Origin of the sequence: Dyadobacter bucti (assembly GCF_005869225.1) — a bacterium.
Taxonomy (GTDB): Bacteria; Bacteroidota; Bacteroidia; order Cytophagales; family Spirosomataceae; genus Dyadobacter; species Dyadobacter bucti.
In genome coordinates this window covers 297,149-318,094 of the sequence record NZ_SWFP01000007.1, presented here as the reverse complement: position 1 = coordinate 318,094, position 20,946 = coordinate 297,149, and the positions used below count along the sequence as shown (strand labels likewise).

At 47.2% G+C, this 20,946-nt stretch carries 17 protein-coding genes; 16 read left to right on the top strand and 1 reads right to left on the bottom strand.

The genetic code is table 11. The features are described from left to right. Positions 1–142: 142 nt before the first annotated feature. The 10 genes from FBF61_RS23210 to FBF61_RS23165 all read left to right on the top strand — a co-directional run bounded on the left by FBF61_RS23210 (position 143) and on the right by FBF61_RS23165 (position 14,106). Positions 143–1,786, top strand: a complete 1,644-nt coding sequence (locus FBF61_RS23210; protein ID WP_138481914.1) for a TldD/PmbA family protein — start codon at positions 143–145, stop codon at positions 1,784–1,786. A gap of 41 nt (positions 1,787–1,827) precedes the next feature. Next, positions 1,828–3,144: a TldD/PmbA family protein gene (locus tag FBF61_RS23205; protein WP_138481912.1), complete on the top strand. Its 1,317-nt coding sequence runs from the start codon at positions 1,828–1,830 to the stop codon at positions 3,142–3,144. Positions 3,145–3,232: 88 nt separating this feature from the next. Then, a complete protein-coding gene (locus FBF61_RS23200; protein WP_138481910.1) occupies positions 3,233–4,870 on the top strand; it encodes a TldD/PmbA family protein in 1,638 nt (545 codons plus the stop codon). 11 nt (positions 4,871–4,881) lie between these two features. Next, entirely contained in the window at positions 4,882–6,219 is a 1,338-nt protein-coding gene (locus FBF61_RS23195; protein ID WP_138481908.1) for a TldD/PmbA family protein, read from the top strand. Between the two features lie 8 nt (positions 6,220–6,227). After that, positions 6,228–6,854, top strand: a complete 627-nt coding sequence (locus tag FBF61_RS23190) for a DUF4159 domain-containing protein (protein WP_138481906.1) — start codon at positions 6,228–6,230, stop codon at positions 6,852–6,854. Positions 6,855–6,886: 32 nt separating this feature from the next. After that, the gene (locus FBF61_RS23185) at positions 6,887–7,873 is read left to right on the top strand and encodes an AAA family ATPase (RefSeq protein ID WP_138481904.1); all 987 of its coding nucleotides are present in this window, start codon (positions 6,887–6,889) and stop codon (positions 7,871–7,873) included. A 327-nt stretch (positions 7,874–8,200) separates the two neighbouring features. After that, on the top strand, positions 8,201–9,100 hold the full coding sequence (locus FBF61_RS23180) for a DUF58 domain-containing protein (protein ID WP_138481902.1): 900 nt from the start codon (positions 8,201–8,203) through the stop codon (positions 9,098–9,100). Beyond that, on the top strand, positions 9,100–10,215 hold the full coding sequence (locus FBF61_RS23175) for a BatA domain-containing protein (protein ID WP_138481900.1): 1,116 nt from the start codon (positions 9,100–9,102) through the stop codon (positions 10,213–10,215). Before FBF61_RS23180 ends, FBF61_RS23175 begins: the two co-directional genes overlap by 1 nt. Beyond that, positions 10,208–12,427 (top strand): hypothetical protein, encoded by a 2,220-nt coding sequence (locus FBF61_RS23170; RefSeq protein ID WP_138481898.1) that lies wholly within the window; start codon positions 10,208–10,210, stop codon positions 12,425–12,427. Before FBF61_RS23175 ends, FBF61_RS23170 begins: the two co-directional genes overlap by 8 nt. Next, positions 12,400–14,106, top strand: a complete 1,707-nt coding sequence (locus FBF61_RS23165) for a hypothetical protein (RefSeq protein WP_138481896.1) — start codon at positions 12,400–12,402, stop codon at positions 14,104–14,106. Before FBF61_RS23170 ends, FBF61_RS23165 begins: the two co-directional genes overlap by 28 nt. Here the strand turns inward: FBF61_RS23165 and FBF61_RS23160 are convergent. Continuing rightward, positions 14,072–15,004, bottom strand: coding sequence for an AraC family transcriptional regulator (locus FBF61_RS23160; protein ID WP_138481893.1), 933 nt, complete (start codon positions 15,002–15,004; stop codon positions 14,072–14,074). The two genes, FBF61_RS23165 and FBF61_RS23160, sit on opposite strands and share 35 nt — an antisense overlap. A gap of 150 nt (positions 15,005–15,154) precedes the next feature. Here FBF61_RS23160 and FBF61_RS23155 point away from each other — a divergent pair, with 150 nt between their 5' ends. The 6 genes from FBF61_RS23155 (at position 15,155) to FBF61_RS23130 (ending at position 20,946) form a co-directional block, all read left to right on the top strand. Then, entirely contained in the window at positions 15,155–16,807 is a 1,653-nt protein-coding gene (locus FBF61_RS23155; protein ID WP_138481891.1) for a UxaA family hydrolase, read from the top strand. A 109-nt stretch (positions 16,808–16,916) separates the two neighbouring features. After that, on the top strand, positions 16,917–17,690 hold the full coding sequence (locus FBF61_RS23150) for an SDR family NAD(P)-dependent oxidoreductase (RefSeq protein ID WP_138481889.1): 774 nt from the start codon (positions 16,917–16,919) through the stop codon (positions 17,688–17,690). Positions 17,691–17,880: 190 nt separating this feature from the next. Next, positions 17,881–18,747: a fumarylacetoacetate hydrolase family protein gene (locus FBF61_RS23145; protein ID WP_138481886.1), complete on the top strand. Its 867-nt coding sequence runs from the start codon at positions 17,881–17,883 to the stop codon at positions 18,745–18,747. A 202-nt stretch (positions 18,748–18,949) separates the two neighbouring features. Beyond that, the gene (locus FBF61_RS23140) at positions 18,950–19,780 is read left to right on the top strand and encodes an amidohydrolase family protein (RefSeq protein ID WP_138481884.1); all 831 of its coding nucleotides are present in this window, start codon (positions 18,950–18,952) and stop codon (positions 19,778–19,780) included. A gap of 9 nt (positions 19,781–19,789) precedes the next feature. Next, positions 19,790–20,125 carry an L-rhamnose mutarotase gene (locus FBF61_RS23135; protein ID WP_138481882.1) on the top strand — a complete coding sequence of 112 codons (336 nt, stop codon included), beginning with the start codon at positions 19,790–19,792 and terminating at the stop codon, positions 20,123–20,125. Between the two features lie 128 nt (positions 20,126–20,253). Next, positions 20,254–20,946: an endonuclease/exonuclease/phosphatase family protein gene (locus tag FBF61_RS23130; protein ID WP_138481880.1), complete on the top strand. Its 693-nt coding sequence runs from the start codon at positions 20,254–20,256 to the stop codon at positions 20,944–20,946.

The following is a 20,946-nucleotide window of genomic DNA, read 5'->3' as shown; positions in this document are numbered from 1 at the left end:
TATTTGTTGGGAAAATATTATTTATATTGTGCTATCCAAATTTCAGGATATCCGATCTGCATGCTTTACGATGTGCCTCTTTTTCGGACATTATTTTTCAGAGTTAATTACTATAATCCTTTACAAAAAGGAGACTATTCAAATGAAAAGAAGAGATTTCATACAGATGTCGGGGTTGGGGATCAGCACGTTAATGTTGCCGGACGCTCCTGTATTTGGTAATAATGTCGAGGCTGCCCGGCTGCTCGATCCCTGGATGGATGTGGCAGCCAAAAAGATACTGGCCGATATTGCCCTGAACGCAGCCCGCAGTAAAGGGGCTTCGTACACAGACGTCCGTATCGGCAGGTATTTGCAGCAGTACCTGTTTACCCGCGAGAAACAAGTTCAGAATATTGTGAATGCCGAATCTTATGGTATTGGTATACGTGTTATTGCAAACGGGACCTGGGGCTTCTCCGCAACCAGTGATGTAACACCGGAAGGAATTTCGAAATGCGCTGCCACAGCCGTTGAGATCGCGAAAGCTAATTCCAAATTTCAGAAAGAACCGGTTGTCCTGGCTGAACAAAAAGGGGTAGGGGAGAAAACCTGGAAAACACCTTTGAAGAAAAATGCCTTTGAAATACCTGTGCAGGAAAAAACAGACCTGCTGATGAATGTGAACGGCGAAGCATTGAAAAACGGTGCAGGTTTTGTCACGTCCAATCTGTTTTTTGTAAACGAACAAAAATACTTTGCTTCTTCGGAGGGTTCCTATATCGATCAAGATATTCATCGGATATGGCCCACTTTTACCGTCACGGTAATAGATAAAGCGGCAGGAAAATTCAAAACACGTGACGCGATCAGCTCACCTATGGGCATGGGTTTCGAATACCTCGACGGGCTGGCTTCCGAAAAAATACCCGGCCCGAATGGCCTGGTTGGTTACCGCAATTCATACGACATGGTGGAAGATGCGATCATGGCGGCAAAGCAGGCAAAGGAAAAAATGACTGCGAAATCGGTTTTGCCCGGCAAGTATGATCTTGTACTAGATCCAAACCATCTCGGTCTCACCATTCATGAATCGGTAGGCCACCCAACAGAGCTCGACCGGGTACTAGGTTATGAAGCTAATTATGCCGGAACGAGCTTTGCTACGCTGGATAAATGGGAATCCAAAAAGTTTGCATACGGAAGTAAATTGGTCAATATTGTCGCGGATAAAGTGCAGCTTAATACGCTGGGCGCTGTCGGCTACGATGATGAAGGCGTGCCCGGGAAAGAATGGGATATTATCAGAGACGGGATTCTGGTGAATTATCAGGCTACCCGTGACCAGGCCAGGATCATTGGTGAAAAGGAATCGCATGGATGCTGCTACGCCGATAACTGGAATTCGGTGCAGTTTCAACGTATGCCCAATATATCGTTGCGGCCGGGCAGCGAAAAACGCAGTGTGATGGATATGATCAAGGGGGTGGAAAAAGGAATCTACATCATAGGAAGAGGATCGTATTCGATTGATCAGCAGCGCTATAATTTCCAGTTTGGCGGCCAGGTGTTTTACGAAATCAAAAATGGTGAGATTGCTGGTATGTTGGATGATGTGGCTTATCAGTCCAATACCCAGGAATTCTGGAACTCGTGTTCGCAGCTGTGCGACAAGGACGACTACCGCACATTCGGGTCTTTCTTTGACGGGAAAGGCCAGCCGGCGCAGCTCAGCGCAGTTTCGCACGGAAGCTCAACCTCCCGTTTTGACGGCGTGAATGTAATCAATACCGGAAGGAAGATCTGACCCGGACTTTTCAATATTCCAGCGACATCCAATTTTTTCAGATGGCAATTTTATCAAAAGAAGAAGCAAAAAGAATCATTGATAAGGTATTGGCTTTTTCAAAAGCCGACGAAATGAGTGTGATCCTCTCCGGCAACCGCACGGGAAACATTCGTTATGCAAGAAATTCGGTATCGACGAGCGGGGAAACCGAGGATCTGTCTCTTTCGGTAACCTCTGTATTCGGCAAAAAATCCGGTACTTCCACGATCAACGAATTTGATGACAGCTCACTGGAAAAAAGCGTGCGGCGGGCCGAGGAAATCGCCGGACTGGCCCCGGACAATCCGGAATATTTGCCGGTGCTCGGGCCACAGCAATATCTTGAAACCAATTCTTTTGCAGAAAGTACAGCTAACATTAAACCCGATTATCGGGCCAAAGCCGCATTTGACAGCATCGACCCGTGCGCAAAGAAAAATCTCACGGCGGCAGGATATATGGAAGATACAGCCGGCTTTTCGGCTATCGGAAACAGCAAAGGACTTTTTGGCTATAATCAATCAACATCGGTCGGTTTTTCAGTAACCGTCCGAACAGCGGACGGAACTGGCTCCGGATATGCGGCCCGTGATTACAACGACGTATCGAAGCTCAGCACGTTATCGGCAACGGAAGTGGCCATGCAAAAAGCCCTTGCATCGTCCAGTGCAAAAGCTATTGAACCCGGAAAATACACCGTAATCCTTGAACCGACAGCCGGGGTAGACCTTTTACAGAATATGATGCGCAGCATGGACGCGCGTAATGGAGATGAAGGCAGGAGTTTTTTGGGTAAAAAAGGCGGAGGTACCAGACTGGGCGAAAAGCTTTTTGATGAGCGGGTAACAATCTATTCTGACCCTCAGAACCCTGAAATTCCCGGTTCACCTTTCGCAGGCGACGGCAGACCACAGGAAAAAGTGGTTTGGGTAGAAAACGGGGTGGTTAAAAATATGTATTATTCTCGTTTCTGGGCTGAGAAAAAAGGCGTGAAAGCTATTCCTTCACCATCTGCCTTCATCTTTCAGGGTGGTAGCCAGTCTTTGGCCGAGATGATCAAAAGCACGGAAAGAGGCATACTTGTTACCCGGCTATGGTACATACGTGCTGTTGACCCGCAGACATTGTTGTACACCGGCCTTACCCGGGATGGTACGTTTTACATTGAAAACGGGCAGATCAAGTATCCTGTCAAGAATTTCAGATTTAACGAAAGCCCGGTGATCATGCTCAATAACCTGGAAGCGATGGGCAAGCCCGTACGCGCGGGTGGGAACCTGATTCCGCCCCTGAAAATCCGCGATTTTACATTCACAAGCTTATCAGACGCGGTGTAGGGGCGGTCGCAAGGGCCGCACCCGACACGCGTATCGGCTGGCCTGGCGGCAGCCGTAAATCCATCACATCATTTCAAAACGTTACAAATTGAAAAGAAGAGATTTTATCCAAATAGCTGGGCTTGGAAGCGGAGCGTTCCTGTTGCCCGGCTTTGCGAATGCCCGGCCTGTTTCCCCGGAAGCCCTCATGGAACCTGGAATTGACGTTGCAATCAAGAAAAAACTTGCTGACGCAGCATTGAACGCGGCCAAGTCCAAAGGTGCGTCCTATGCGGATGTGCGGATCGGTCGCTACCTCAATCAATTTGTGATCACCAGAGAGGATAAAGTTCAGAATATCGTCAATACCGAATCATATGGGGTAGGTATCCGGGTGATCGCGGATGGCTGCTGGGGTTTTTCGGCCGTGGTGGATGCAAAAAACGAATCGCAGTTGGCAAAAGCTGCTGAGGATGCCGTAGCGATTGCAAAAGCGAACGCCAAGCTAATGAAGGAACCGGTTCAGCTGGCGCCTCAGAAGGGTTTTGGTGAAGTAAGCTGGAAAGCGCCTATTGTTAAAAATGCGTTTGAAGTGCCGATCAAGGAAAAAGTGGACCTGTTGCTTTCTGTAAATGACGCCGCATTGAAAAACGGCGCCAATTATGTGAATTCAGTTCTTTTTATGGTCAACGAACAGAAATACTTTGCTTCCACGGACGGCTCTTACATTGATCAGGACGTGCACAGGATATGGCCGAATTTCAATGTCACCGCTATTGACCCGGCAAGTGGGAAATTTGAAACCCGAAATGCACTGAGTGCCCCGCTGGGAATGGGCTATGATTATCTGCAGGTGAATCCTTCGGACAAACTCACAGGAATTACAACCCGCTACAACAAAGGATACGACATGCTGGAAGATGCCACCGCGGCGGCCCGGCAGGCAAAGGAAAAACTCACCGCCAAATCGGTGGAAGCCGGGAAATACGATTTGATCCTGGATCCTTCACATCTCTGGCTGACCATCCACGAATCAGTAGGGCACCCGCTTGAATTGGATCGGGTTTTGGGATATGAAGCCAATTTTGCAGGAACTTCGTTTGCTACACTCGACAAATGGAAGTCGAAGAATTTCCAGTACGGCAGCAAGGAAGTGAACCTCATCGCAGATAAATTACAGGTAGGATCGCTCGGAGCCGTAGGATGGGACGATGAAGGTGTAAATACGAAAAAGTGGGATCTTGTAAAAGATGGTATGCTGGTTAACTACCAGGCTATCCGCGACCAGGCGCATATTATCGGCGAAAAAGAATCACACGGATGCTGCTATGCCGACAGCTGGGCTTCCGTACAGTTTCAGCGTATGCCGAATGTCTCGCTGGCTCCCGGCAAAACGCCGCTTTCGGTGGATGAGATGATCAAAGACGTGAAAAAAGGGATTTATATCATTGGTGACGGCTCGTTTTCTATCGATCAGCAACGTTACAATTTCCAGTTTGGCGGCCAGTTATTTTACGAAATAAAAGACGGAAAAATCGCGGGTATGTTGAAAGACGTAGCCTATCAGTCCAATACGCAGGAATTCTGGAATTCATGCGTGCAGATCTGTGACGAACGTGACTATCGCCTCGGAGGCTCATTCCGGGATGGAAAGGGGCAGCCAATGCAGGTCAGCGCGGTTTCGCACGGAAGTTCTACCACGCGTTTCAATGGGGTTAACGTCATTAATACAGCCAGGAAAATATAACGTCCATCATTATGTCATCTATATTATCTGAATCAGAGGCGAAAGCATTGTTGCAAAAAGTACTGAGCTATTCGAAAGCAGACGAATGCGAGGTAAGTCTGATGGGCGAGCAGCGCGGTAACCTGCGTTATGCGCGGAATGAAGTGTCCACAAGCGGCTCGCTGGTGAATCAGAACCTGACCGTACGTTCATCATTTGGCAAAAAAGTTGGTGTTGCGGCTATTGACGAATTTGGGGAAGAGTCTTTTGAAAAAGTGGTGAGACGTTCGGAAGAGCTGGCCCGGCTGGCACCTGAAAATCCCGAGTTCATGGGCGTACTGGGCCCTCAGCAGTATCTCGGATCAAAAGGTTTTTTTGAATCAACTGCCGCAGCCGATCCCGCTTCCCGGGCAGACGCCGTGCTGAAAAGCCTTGAATTGTCGCGCAGTCAGAATTTGGTCGCCTCCGGTTTTTTGGAAAATCAAACGGGTTTTTCCGCTACCATGAATTCCAAAGGCCTTTTTGCTTACTATCCGAGCACGAACGTGAATTTTTCATTGACGGTAAGAACGCCCGACGGTATGGGCTCCGGTTATGTGGCACGCGGGTACAGCGATATCAAGAAACTGGATACCGCCGGCGCTACCAAAATTGCCATCGCTAAATCACTGGGATCGGTAGGTGCGAAAGCATTGGAGCCGGGCAAGTACACAGTTATTCTGGAGCCTACCGCTGCCGTGGTGCTGCTTGAAAATATCTTCTCCAGTATGGACGCCAGAAGTGCGGATGAAGGAAGATCGTTTTTGAGTAAGCCGGGTGGTAAAACCAAACTGGGAGAAAAGATCATGGACGAGCGCGTGACGATCTACTCCGATCCTATGGACGATGAATTGCCTGCATCTCCCTGGTCGGGTGACGGGCAACCGCAGGAAAAACGGAGCTGGATAGAAAAAGGTGTGGTAAAAAATATGGTCTATTCAAGATACTGGGCAGAAAAAAAAGGGGTCAAACCGGTGCCTTTCCCAACGAATATGATCATGCAGGGAGGTGACGCGACAATGGAAGAGATGATCAGATCGACCAAGCAGGGCATTCTTGTCACCAAACTCTGGTATATACGCCGGGTCGATCCGCAAACATTGTTACTGACCGGCCTTACCCGCGACGGTACATTTTATATCGAAAACGGAAAAATCAAACATCCTGTCAAAAATTTCCGCTTTAATGAAAGTCCGGTGATCATGCTCAATAACCTTGAAACGCTCGGGAAACCCGAACGTGTGGTGAGCACGGAATCGGACAGGAATTACCTCATCCCGCCGATGAAGATCAGGGAATTTACGTTCTCTTCTCTTTCCGACGCCGTATAATTTTTTATATGAAATCATTTTTTTTCACCCGTATTCAGTATGCTTCCGGCAACTGGGACACCGACCAGCGCATGCCGTCCAACCTGCTCAATTCGCTGGTGGAGTATACGACCATACCCGTTGATGAAAAAGAAAAAGTAGTGCAGCTAAGCAGTAATGAGATTTTCAAAAGCCCGTTCTGTTACATGAGCGGGCACAAACTGGTAGAATTTTCAAGTCAGGAGCGGGACCATTTCAAGAGGTATGTGCAAAATGGCGGCTTCGTATTCGTAGACGATTGCAACCACGACATCGACGGGCTTTTTGCCAAATCATTCGAGCAGGAAATGGACAGGACTTTCGGACCGAAAGCTTTGCAGAAAATACCGAACAACCACGAGTTGTATCAATGTTTTTTCAAATTTGACGACGGCCCGCCGACTACTTCTTTTGAGCTTAATGGATGGGGCGACGACCTTGTTCATGATTATCTCAAAGCGGTGACAATTCGTGGACGGATCGGGGTTTTGTATAGTAATAAGGATTACGGCTGCGAGTGGGATTACGATTTTCGGAACAAACGTTTCCTGGCAGTAGACAACACCCGCTTTGGCGTCAACATCGTGGTATATGCATTGACTTCTATGGGTATGTGAGTTGGGCATATCATTTTAATAAATATTCAAGATTGGAAAAGCAGGAATTAAGTCATTATAAAACGCTTGTATCGAGGTTGCCGCTTCTTAAAAGAGAAATCTCGAAAGTCATTGTGGGGCAGCGTGAGGCCATAGATGAAATATTGATTTCGCTGCTGGCGGGAGGGCATTGCCTGCTGGAAGGTGTGCCGGGTCTGGCCAAAACACTGATGGTGAAAACAATGTCGGAGGCCTTGCATATGAGCTTCAAAAGGATACAATTTACCCCGGATCTGATGCCGGGGGATATAGTGGGCACAGAAATCCTGGAAGAAGACCATGAGACCGGGAGGAAATTTTTCAAGTTTAACCGCGGGCCGGTTTTTGCCAATGTGGTGCTTGCAGACGAGATTAACCGTACACCTCCCAAAACCCAGGCAGCCCTGCTTGAAGCGATGCAGGAAAAAAGTGTGACTTATGGAGGGGCCAATTATGAGCTGCCCAATCCCTTCCTGATCATTGCCACACAAAACCCGATCGAGCAGGCCGGAACGTACCCTTTGCCCGAAGCCCAGCTCGATCGTTTCTTGCTGTATATCAGGCTCAATTACCCCGACGAGCAGGAGGAGCTGGACGTATTAAAAGGCACCACCGGCTCGGCACGCCCCGAAATTCACCCCATACTCACCGACCTGGAAATCGCTGATCTTCAGAAAGTGACGAGGCAGGTACATATCGATGACGAGCTGATGATATGGATCAACAAGCTTGTGCGCGCCAGCAGGCCGGAGGGCAGTCCATCCGATTTCGTAAAAGAATGGTGTGACTGGGGAGCCGGCCCACGGGCGGGGCAGGCGCTGGTGCTATGTGCCAAGGCGAGGGCTGTTCTGAATGAAAGGTTTTCGGTGGTGCCCGATGATATCAGTACATTGGCATATCCCGTGCTGCGGCACAGGATTGCTATGAATTTCCGCGCAGAAGCAGAAGGTATCACTACGGACGATGTGATCGCGAGTTTGTTAAAAATGCTGAAATTGTGAGCGCGGTTTCCGCGAGAACCTAGTCAGGAAAAGACTCTTCCGAGGTCATGGGTAGCCCCCGCTGAGGCAGATCCCTATGGTATAGGACGTCTTTCGTTAATAATAGGTAGCCCCGATGGGGCATTACAAGAAACAATAGAACCCTGCCCCAGCGGGGCAACATATTGGTAACCGAAACTCAACTAAGGAGCTAACAATGCCCCCTCGGGGCTACCCATTGATGCCAAGCAAGAGCTTTACTAAGGACAGTGCCCCATCGGGGCAGCATATTGGTAACCAAAACTCAGCCAAGGAGCTAACATTGCCCCATCGGGGCTACCCATTTGTATGAAAGGACCTACTTTACTGGCGTCGAATCTGATCAGGCTCAAAAACCTGCAACTGACCGGGAAACTGGTCAGTGAGGAGCTGATGCTGGGTATACATGCCAGTAAAAGGTCGGGAATAGGCGTAGAATTCGAACAATATCGTCACTATGAACCGGGGGATGACCCTAAAAGAATCGACTGGAAACTGTTTGCACGGACAAATAAGCACCTGATACGGGAGTCTTCTACGGAAAGCGACAGGCAGGTCCGGTTTGTGCTCGATCTTTCGGGATCTATGAATTATGCTGAAAACGGTGTCAGCAGGTTGCAATATGCGCAGATTCTGCTGGCGTCACTGGCATACCTCGGTTATGTGCAAAACGATCAGATGAGTTTGTATACATTGCAAACTGGCTCCGTTCAAACGGTTGTGGCTGCGGGGGCTTCGTCTTCCGGGAAACAAGCGTTCCAGAAGATATTGGTAGGGCTGGAAAAAACAGTCGCCGGGGGGACCTGGTTTCCAGTAGATCATCATAGCCTGAAATTTCCAGAATTTCAGTCCAGAAATACGGAACAGTTCATCTTTGTAACAGATTTGCTTCAGGTCGGTGAAGAATGGTTAAACTTCATAAAATCGCTGGCCAGTCCAAGGCGGGAAATTGTGGTTTTCCAGATTTTGGGGGATCAGGAAATGGATTTTAATCTTAAAGGTTTTTACCGTTTCAAAGACCTTGAAACGGGCCGGGAGATCGAACTGGATGCGGAATCAGTTCGCGAAAAATTCATGGAGTCGTCAGGTAGCTATCTGAAAAAACTGAAAGAAGACCTGCAAATCCCATATGTGCATTTGGTGCAGGCCAGGTTGAGCGATCCGCTGGGTATGGTATTGAAGTCATTTTTGACAAAACGAAAAGGATAATGGAGTTTTTGCAGCCTGTGATGTTGTGGGGCTTATTGGCGCTGGCTCTGCCGGTCATCATTCATTTTTGGTATCAGAAAAAAGGGGTGACTCTGGACTGGGCCGCGACGCGCTGGCTAACGGGTATAACCAATCAGCAACAACGTGGCCTGCGCCCGGATGAACTGTTACTGCTGCTTTTAAGGTGTTTGTTGGTGGTTTTTCTTGTTTTGTTATTAAGCAAACCGATGGCCGATTTTCTGAAATTAAATCAAAAAAAGCACATCGTTCACCTGGTTCAGCCGGATAGCAAACTGGTCAATAATTTCCGTTTCGAGCTGGAAGATGCGCTCAAAAAGGGAGAGAAAGTTTACTGGGCAGCACCGTCCGGATCCGAAGCAAAAGATCTTTCAGATTTGCCGAAGGTGGCGCACAGTGAATTGTATCTGCAGAAAAATATCAACAGACTCTCAAAGCCCGAAACAGAACTGCATCTTTATGTAGTAAACCAAAATAAACTGGCTAACCTGCCCAGATTTGATGTCCCGCAGGATTTTAAATTACACGCTTTGACGGATATTATCATTGAGGAATTACCGAAAGTGACCGGCCTGAATGGAAAGAAAATGACCGTCCTGATTGATTATCAGGACGCCTCAGAAAGCCGGACGGTAGAAGCCGCGTTGGATGCACTCGCAGAAGTTTACGGAATCTCTTTTGCCAAAGACATTTCATTCGACCCAAAAACAAAATACGACTGGATATTAACGGATCAGAAAATAACCAACTACTACGCACACACTTTATATGTGATTTCGGAGAATACAATCAGCCAGGTCCTGCCGGAAAATGTGGTGCAGTTCCCTGACTCATTGCTTCTTCGCACCTCTGAAATTGTGCAAAACGGCGCGCTGCCAGAGTGGCTGGGTGCTGCGATGATCTCTCATTTAAAGCTGGATATTCGTGAAATTCCATTGAGCAGAAGCCAGCTTGAAACACTATTTGTGCGATCAAAACCATTGGATAGCCGGTCGGCAGATCAGCTTTATCAATACCTGTTGTTACTTTTTATGGTCACGCTACTGGCGGAGCGCTGGATCGCATTGAAGAAAACCGCAGCCCGGGACTATGCGTGAACTGAAAAAACTGATAGGCTCGGTGACGAGACAGCTTTACGCAAATGCATTGCTCAGGTGTATTTTGCTGGCAGGGTCTGGTTACCTGCTTGTTGCCGGATTTAGTGATGTTTTGAGTGTTCCCTGTTTTGCCGGTATTATTGCCTTTATGCTTGGGGTGATTTTGACCAGGATTTATCAAAACAAAAAAACACAGGCCATTACGCTGATCCATAGTTTTGTAAACGAAACCGAGTACAGTCTCCATCTACTGGAAAAAGACGAACTGAATCCGGCAGAACAGCTCCAGCTTGAACGAATAGACGTCGGGGCGGCAGAAATTCGGTTCCCATTTTCAAGGTTGTATGCCGGCGCCGGCTTATATTTTGGCCTTTTGTTATTTTCCGGGGCGGTTTTTGCATTTAGTCCTTATCTGAAATTCAGCTCAAAAAAGAAAACCGGAGAGCCTAAGCCGACAGATATTGTTGGTAAAATTACATCCGCTAACCCTCCGAAATTTGAATCTGCAAAGGTCTTGATCCAATTTCCCGATTATACACGGCTGCCGAAAAAGGAAATAAATGATCTGAATATCAGTGCGATAGTAGGATCTATGATCAATTGGGAGATTGTCTTCAGCGGTGATCAGGACATTTCGGTTAAACTGGTCAATAGCCGGGCTGAGGAAGTTGCATTTGCGAAATCTGACGACTTGTTCCGGTACAGCGATCGCCTCCATGGTTCGGGATTATATGCGATCAAAGCTTACCGCAAAGATTCTCTCATATATCAATCCGATTTCTACCGGCTGGAAGCCTTGCCGGATCTTGCGCCCGTCATCAAACCGGCTTCGAAGGAACTGTATCGGTACCATTTTATCAACGACAAAAAACAACTAGCGGTTTCGGCCGGAATCTCTGATGATTTTCTTGTGCGTCAGGCTTTTATCGTAGCAACTGTGGCCAGAGGTTCGGGAGAAAATGTGAAATTCCGGGAACTGAAATTCCCATTGCAGCCTTCGGATTTCAAGGAGGCAAACCTGCAAAAGGTAATCGATCTGAATGCGCTGAACTTTGCTCCCGGGGACGAACTATATTACTACTGGGCGGCTGCGGATAATAAAGAACCTGATGCAAATTTCAGTAAATCAGATACTTATTTTATTGTATATAATGATACCGCCCAGGTTGAAGAGGCAGAACTTGCAGCGATGGCCGTGAATATTATGCCCGAATATTTCCGGAGCCAGCGGCAGATCATCATCGATACCGAAAAGCTGATTGCAAAACGGAAAAAGCTGGGCAGGAAAGAATTTGCTTCCCAATCCAACGAGATCGGATTTGATCAGAAAGTACTGCGGCTCAGGTACGGGCAGTATCTCGGCGAAGAATTCGAAACCAACATTGGCGGCGGGGAAACCGACCAGGCAGATGAAGGCAATATCCTTGATTCTTTTACCCACAAATCGGACGGTACCGGTGAGGGTGCCGCAAATAACAATACCGAACCGATACGCGCGAATACCCATGATGACCACGACCATGCACATAAAAATGAAGCGTCAAAAGATCCGCTTGCGGCGTTGATGGAACAATATACCCACGCTCACGACGATGCGGAAACCAATACTTTTTATGAGGAATCCACGCGCAGTCTGCTCAAAATGGCATTGGAGCAGATGTGGCAGTCTGAGCTGCATTTGCGTACGTACGAGCCTGAAAAAGCACTTCCGTTTGAAACAAAGGCACTGGAATTTCTGAAATCTGCACAGCAAAAGGCGAGGACTTTTGCCAAAAAGTCTGGCTACGACCCGCCTCCGATCAGGGAAAAAGAGAAACGGCTTACAGGCGAATTGAAGGACATAAACAGTGCCCTGAATTCAGAAAAGGTGTTTGACCGTGAAACAACGGACAAGCTTGCGGCAGAAGTGCTGGGTTATCTTGAATATGCAAAACTGAGCGAAAAGCAGAAGTTTGCTCTGCGGCGATCCGGGTCGGAATTATCGCAGCGGCTGATCAATAGCGGGCCCTTCAACGGAGGATTTCAGAACTGGCAGGTGATCGGCTTGCTGCAAAAAATGATCGGCGGGAAAACACTTTCTGCTTTAGAGAAAGAACAGCTGAAAACGGCTGTTTTCAAATTGACCAATGCTACCATGCAGAGCAGGCAGCATTATTTGGGCGATCAAAAACTGGAAGAGGCTTTTTGGAAGAAAATGAAGCGTGGAATATGATCAGATCTGATTTTGACTGGTTGGTACCGATGAACCAGCTGATACTTGTATTGGCTGCGGGACTTCTGATCATGCAGGTTTGGCTGCTTTACCGACGAATAAATGCATCTGTTACTCCCGCGAGGAGAAAAGTCCGGCTGGGGCTCAATGTGTTGCTCTGGTGCATGGTTATGGGCTTTATTTTAAAGCCGTATACTTTTCAGAATTCAGCCGGAAGCACTGGTTTGCTCATGGGAAAAGATGTTCCGCGGACTTTTGTAAATGAAATAGCCGATAGCTTAAAATCCGCGGAAATGCTGTCTTACAATGACGTTTCGAAAGATGGATGGGATACGCTTGTCCTTGCAGGTCAGGATTTTGGGCCGTCTTTGTTCAGTTTGCTGCGAGGGGCGGAACGGCAGCCGGCAGTATTAAAATGGATTCCATATCATGTGCCGGACCAAATTCATGCTCTTCGATGGAAAGGGATTTTGCGGGAAGGCGAAATGCAGACGATAAAGGGAAGGATCATATCGTCGAAAAAGCAGTATCTGCGACTCAGGTTCGGGAAACAAACATTGGATAGTCTGGCGCTTTCCGCGGGACTTAATGTTTTCAGATTATCATTCCCGGTTTTCACGCAGGGAAGGACATTGACGGAGCTGGTTTTGGACAATAAGACACTGGATTCGGTTCGTTTTTTTGCCCGCCCGCACGAAAAGCTCACCTTCCGTTTTATGCTCGGTTATCCTGACTTTGAAAGCCGGACTTTGGCAAACTGGCTGGGAAAAAACGGTCATGCTGTTCAGTACAATACGGTTTTGTCCAAAAATATCAGGGGTATAATCGATATCAACAAAGGCGGTGAGCCTGATGTTATTGTTACTGATCCGGGGAATGCAGGGAATGGTTTGATCAGAAAGGCTATGGTTGCGGGGAAGAGCATACTTTATATCAATCTGACTGACCCATCGGTTGAAATTGAGGACATTAACAGGGCACTGGGTACACGTTTTCGGGTAAAAAGAATTTCAAATGAAAATACGGTATCGCTTCCCGGCGGACTTCAGGGCCTGCCTTTTCATTTTGCTGATTCGGATTACATCTTAAAAGTTAAGGGCTATGCCGCAGCTGTCGAAAAGACTAGCGGAAAAGTGGGCATCACTCTCATCAATGAAACTTTCCCATTGATGCTCAATGGCGACAGCGTAGCCTATCAGAAAACCTGGAATTCGGTACTGGCTTTTATACATCCGGTATCGGGCTCTAATATTGATGTGGACGCTCCCGTTTTTAAAAACATCAAAACGACGATCAGACTTAATAACTTCGAAAGTTCTCCGTCAATCCTCGTGGCAGGAAAAGATACCATTTTGCAACAATACGCGCTGCTTAACGAAAAATCCGCTTCGGCGGAATTTGTACCTGCGCAGTCGGGCTGGATAAACCTTGCAGGCCTGGCTGATGATGGCGAACACGCCATTTTCGTGGATGACGCGGCTACTTCTGTGGGGAAATTCAAAGACGCCGAAATGAGGGATTTTGTCAGTTCCTATGCTTCCTACCAGGCTCAGCTTAGGGAATTCGGACGGGCTGAGGGAGAAGCCAGAGGGATAAAAAAGAACTTGCCCGGCTGGTTGTGGTTGGTGTTGCTCATGATTTGCTTCACTGCATTATGGGCAGAGCCGAAACTCCGCTGAAAGCTGCGTTTTCAAATTCCAGCGGCACCGGACTGATGTGGTATTCTTTCTGATAGTTTAGCGGGCTTTTGCCGGTATGTATCTTAAAATACTTGTTGAAATTGGCAAAATTATGGAAGCCGCTTTCATAGCAGATTTGCGCCACAGAAAGTTTTGCTTCGACTAAAAGCTTGCAAGCGTGCCCGATACGCAATTCGAGCAAAAACTGGGAGTAGGTTTTCCGGCTCCTGCTTTTGAAGTACCTGCAAAAGGAATGCGGACTGATGTTAGCTACCTCCGAAATTTCTTCGATTGATATTTTCTTCTGAAAATTCTGGATGGAGTATTGATAAATATGATTGATCCGGTCGGTATCATACGGGTCATATTCGTGCTGGTAGTGCGAGTTGGAGAGCAGTTTCAGCTCTTTACATTGCGCCAGGCTTTCGAGGATCTGTAACAAAGAGATCACCGGATTTCCGTTCTTCTGCGCCAGCAGTTCCCGTAAAAGCTCCTTCACTTTCTCTGTTCCGTTTCCCCAGAGTTTCATTCCCCATTTTGCCTGGTATAGCAGTTCGCTGATCGCCTTGTTTTCGGGCAGGTCCAGAAAGGTTTTACCAAATATATCGTCCGAAAAATGGAGCACCGTGGCCTGGGCATATAACTTGCTTTCCCGCTGAAAATACTTCTCATCACAACGCCAGTAGTGGGGCAGGTTTGGCCCTATCAGCAGCAGATCACCGTTCTGGAAACTCTGGATATTGTCTCCCACAAATTGCGTTCCCGACCCCTGCTCGATATGAATCAGCTCAATTTCAGGATGATAATGCCAACGGTTATAAAAATAGAGCACAACATCCTGCCTGATACTGAACGATTTTTGCAAACCTTTTGGAACTTTGAGAAGCTGCGGTTTCACAAATAATTACATGATTAGATCATAATATGAAAATATATGCCAATATAATTGAAAAATTTGCCAGTATTGCGAATCAATGTATTGAAATATTTATGTTCATTTGTTGACAAATTCTATTTGTTTTTAGCTTGCTATTATTTCCAATTCACCATGGCGTCACAACTCTTAAAAATTCACCCTTCCGATAATGTAATCGTTGCATTGCGGGACCTTCCTCCCGGCGCTGATGCCGATTGGGCCGGACAGCATTATTCTTTACAATATGGTGTTTCGGCCAAGCATAAATTCGTTACCGAAGACATTGAAGCAGGCGGGGCGATTATTATGTATGGCGTACTGGTGGGCCGGGCGACCCAGCCTATCAAACGGGGCGAACCGATCACTACTTTCAATCTCAAACACGATTCTCAGAATTACAGCACGGCCAACCGCCAGCCGTATTCTTATACACAGCCTGATGTGAGTAAATGGCATGGCCGGACTTTCAAAGGATATCACCGCGAAGACGGAAGGGTAGGGACTTATAACTACTGGCTGGTAGTACCGCTGGTATTTTGCGAAAACCGCAATGTGCTGATCATGAAAGACGCTTTTGAGCGCGAACTGGGTTATGCACAGACAGATATTTACAGGGAGCATGTGCGCGAATTCCTGCATTTGTACCAGGCGGGAGATATGCGCAGACTGAAAAGCCTGGAAAATTTTACCGAGCAGGCACCTGCGGTGAAAAAACAGCATCGTCCGTTTGCCAATGTGGATGGTGTGAAATTCCTGACCCACGAAGGTGGCTGCGGCGGAACGAGGGCTGATGCCAATACTTTGTGTTCGCTTTTTGCAGCTTATGCAGTACATCCTAATGTGGCCGGTATCACAGTTTTGAGTCTGGGCTGCCAGAATTCGGAGCTGAAAACACTGGAAGATGAGATCAAAAAAAGAGACCCGCATTTCAATAAGCCGTTTTTTGCTTTCGAACACCAGAAAGGAACCGAGTACTCGCTCATGTCGGGTGCGATCAAGGAAACTTTCATGGGTTTGACCAAAATCAATGAATTTGAAAGATCGGACGCACCTTTGTCCAAACTTTCGGTGGGGCTTAAGTGCGGCGGTTCGGATGGATTTTCGGGAATATCGGCCAATCCGGTGCTAGGGCATTTGTCTGACCTCGTAGTAGGGTTGGGCGGACAGACTTTGCTGGCGGAGTTTCCGGAACTGAACGGTGTGGAGCAGGAGCTTCTAAACCGTTGTGTAACAGAAGAAAAAGCTGCAAAATTTGAGAAACTGATGCGGGATTATGCAGGAAAAGCGGAGGCAGTAGGTTCTGCATTTGCTTTTAATCCATCGCCTGGAAATATAAAAGACGGTCTCATCACTGATGCGATCAAATCTGCGGGCGCTGCCAGAAAAGGCGGAAATGCCTATATATCAGATGTTCTGAATTATACAGAACGTGCAACTGAACCCGGCTTGCAACTAGTATGTACCCCTGGAAACGATGTGGAAGCAACTACCGGGCAAACGGCTGCCGGAGCCAACATCATACTGTTCACCACCGGCCTGGGCACACCCACCGGAAACCCGATATGCCCTGTTGCCAAAGTGGCTACCAATACAATTCTCGCAAACAGAATGCCGGACGTCATTGATTTTGACTGCGGACCGGTTGTCGATGGCACCCAGTCGCTGGAACAAAACGCGGAAGAATTGCTAGAATACGTCATTAAAGTAGCCAGCGGTGAGCTTACCAAAGCGCAACAGCTGGGGCAGGACGATTTTATTCCCTGGAAGAGAGGAGTATCGTTGTAATATTTCAAATGGAGGATGGAGGAGAGGGATGAAGGGGAGTAAGGATTGTGATCCGGTTTCTTTTTTGATTAAACTCAGTTCAACCAGTATAATTCATAATAAAATAATAATGTTTGATTTAAGTGGTAAAACAGCATTGGTTACAGGTGGCGCAAGCGGGATTGGCTTAGCGATTTCCCGGACTTTTGCAAAACAGGGGGCTCATGTCCATATCCTGGAAATTAATATAGATGTTGCTACGCAGGTGGCGAATGACATCAATGCAGAAGGTGGAAAAGCGGAGGCGCATGTGGTAGATATCTCCAAACAGGCAGATGTCGTAAACCTGATCAATGCTATCGCGGCGAATCAAAAAATTGATATTCTGGTGAACAACGCTGGCATCGCACACATTGGCAAGGCGGACAATACCGCGGAAATTGATTTCGACAGAGTGATCAACGTCAATGTTAAAGGTGTTTACAACTGCCTGATGGCCACGATCCCGCATCTGAAATCGAACGGCGGCGGCGTAATCTTGAACATGGCTTCGATCGCAGCCACCGTTGGTATTCCCGACCGGTTTGCTTATTCCACGGCCAAAGGCGCGGTCTATTCCATGACATTGTCGGTAGCCAGGGATTATCTGGGAGACGGGATCCGCTGCAACAGTATTTCCCCGGCGCGCGTCCACACGCCTTTTGTCGATGGTTTTATAGCAAAAACATACCCAGGCAAAGAAGAAGAAATGTTTGAAAAACTTTCCAAAACACAGCCTATCGGCAGAATGGCGAAGCCCGAAGAAATCGGCGCACTGGCATTATACCTTTGCTCGGATGAGGCTGGGTTTGTTACCGGTTGCGATTATCTGATCGATGGCGGGTTTGAGAAACTGAACAACTAGCTTTTGGCTGTCGGCTTTCAAACTGGGTCAGGCTGTCGAGGCGGGATTATTCGACCAATTGAATAAAAAAAGCCTCATATTTCGACCGCCGAAAGCCAACCGCCGATGGCCAAGCGTAGCTTCGACTGTCAAAGTAACATAAAATATTTCCCTACCAGCAAACACTGGTAACTAACTAAACCTTTTTTCAATGAGACTTTTTCGTTTTGGTGCTTTTGAACAGGAAAAACCGGGTGTGGAATTAGCAGACGGTTCCAAATTGGATGTATCTGCATTTGGTGAAGATTATAATGAGAAATTTTTCGCGGCAGATGGTATCAGCCGTCTCTCCGACTGGTTAGCTGCCAACGCGGCAAGTTGCCCTGCAGTAGCGGACGGTTTTCGCTATGGATCATGTGTGGCGCGGCCGTCGAAGATCATTTGCATCGGTATGAACTACGCCAAACATGCATACGAATCCGGCGCAACTGAACTGCCGAAAGAACCTATCATTTTCTTTAAGGCGACGTCTGCATTGTGCGGCCCGAATGATCAGGTGATTATCCCCCGGAATTCAGAAAAAACAGACTGGGAAGTGGAGCTGGCCGTGATTATCGGTAAAAAAGCAAGCTACGTGGAAGAAGCAGATGCCCTGAATTATGTAGCGGGTTATGCTGTGCACAATGATTATTCAGAGCGTGCCTACCAGCTTGAAAGAGGCGGGCAATGGGTGAAAGGAAAAAGTAATGACACTTTTGCACCGCTTGGGCCTTACCTGGTAACTTCCGACGAAGTTGGCAATGCAAATGACCTGAACCTGTGGCTGTCGCTTAACGGCAAGAAAATCCAGGACAGTACTACATCTGACATGATTTTCCATATTCCGTTTCTTGTAAGTTACCTGAGCCAGTTTATGACTTTGCTTCCGGGTGATGTGATTACGACCGGAACTCCCGCCGGTGTAGGGCTTGGGATGAAACCGCAACTGTACCTGAAAGCTGGGGATGTGGTAGAACTGGGTATTGAAAAACTGGGTGAGCAACGTCAGGAGGCTATTGCGTGGAAGGCGACTGTCTAGGACCGGTCACTTGTAGTTATAAAAGTCATTTATGTCAAGAGTGGTCATTTGTTGTTAGTTATTTGTCAGGAGTGGTCATTTGTAGTCATGAAAGTCATGAAGTTGTCACAAATGCAGTTTCGAACCGATAACAATAAATGACAACATCTGACTACAATTGACCACACCTGACAATTACATCACTTTAATTTAACCCGGAAGTATGATTATAGACGCGCACCAGCATTTCTGGATATTTGATCTGGAACGGGATTCCTGGATTACACCTGAGATGGGCGTGATCAGGAAGAACTTTCTGCCCGAGGATCTGAGGCCGGTTTTAAGATCAAATGGTGTCGATGGTTGTGTGGCAGTACAGGCTGCCCAGACAGATTCAGAAACTGAGTTCCTGTTGCAGCTGGCTGAGGCGAATGATTTTGTGAAGGGTGTCGTAGGTTGGGTTGACCTGCGTTCTCCGAACCTGTATGGTCAGTTGGAAAAGTACTCGCAATTTGAAAAACTGAAAGGTTTCAGACATGTTGTGCAGGGCGAGGAGGAAGGTTTTATGCTGCAGCCTGATTTTATCAAAGGAGTTGGTCAACTGGTTGCTTTTGACTTTACCTATGATATCCTGATCCGGGCAAACCAGCTTGAAGAAGCCTTCAACTTTGCGGTGAGACTGCCGAATATCCATTTTGTGCTGGACCATATAGCGAAGCCACTCATCAAAAGCTGGGAAATTGAAAAATGGTCGTCCGACATAAGGAAGCTCGCGGAGCTTCCGAATGTAACCTGCAAGGTGTCGGGTATGGTAACCGAGGCAGACTGGCAAAATTGGGAAAAGGCAGATTTCCGACCTTATCTCGATGTAGTTTTTGAAGCTTTCGGTACTGAAAGGCTTTTATATGGTTCCGACTGGCCGGTTTGTCTGGTTGCGGCAGAGTATGAAGGAGCAAAAGGTATTCTGACCGACTATCTCAGCATGTTTTCCGATAGGGAAATGGCTGATGTGATGGGGCAAAATGCTGTGAAATTTTACAACCTCGATGTTTAATTAAGTGATATGAAAACGTACTATCTCACCGTGGACCTGGTCGACGATCCGGTTATGATCGCCGAATATGAAGCATATCATCAAAAAATCCGGCCGGAAATCGAAAAAAGTATCAGGGATGCCGGCGTAACCAGGATGGATATTTTCAGGAGAGACAACCGTCTTTTTATGGTAATGGAAACGGAAGACGATTTCAGCTTCGAAAAAAAGGCGGAAATGGACGCTTCGAACCCAAAAGTACAGGAATGGGAGCAATTGATGTGGAAATATCAGCAGGCGCTTCCCTCCGCAAAACCCGGAGAAAAATGGGTTTTAATGAATCAGATATTTGCCCTCCCCGACTGATTGAATGGATTAGAATCGTGAACTAGCATACCATTGGTTTGAGTAATATAAGTCGATTGATCCTCATTTTTATTGTCTCACTTACTTTGCTTGGGTCGCAGCCGCGCCGTGCTGTTGAAATCAAAGTGATGAGTTTTAACATTCGCCACGGATTGGATAAAAATGAAGGGTCCAACCTACGGGATATACTGAACATTATTAGGGAAAATAAACCTGATCTTATTGCTTTACAGGCAGTTGATAGTCTGGCTGAAAATGGGAAAGTACAGTTTCAGCTGAGGCAGCTGGCAATCCAGACCGGAATGTTTTATACATACGGAATTGCAGATAAATCAGAGAACGGAGCGCAAGGAGTGGGGATACTATCGGTTTGGCCTTTTGAAAAAACACAGACTATCAGTTTGCCGGTCACGCAGGGTGCAGACCCGAAGGTGCTTTTATGCGGACTGATCAAACATTCAAGGAACCTGACTTTCAGGTTTTGCAATTCGAGGCTGGAATATGCCTCTGTGATGGACAGAGCTTTGCAGGCAGCCTATATCAATCAGATGCTCGTCAACAGCATACAGCCGGTCTTGCTGGGAATGGATATGGGGGCGAGGCCAAATGAGCAGCCCTATTTTTCATTCCGGAAAAACTGGCAGGACGCAGCCCAGGGATCGCAAATGGAAACCTGGAATGAAGGCATGCCGGGCGACAGGCTCGATTACATTTTTGTATTACTCAATAATAAAGTACGTGTGAAAAACTACAAGGTACTCAGGAATTACCCCCACGTTTCGGATCACTACCCCATACTTTCAACCATTGAATTCTGGTAA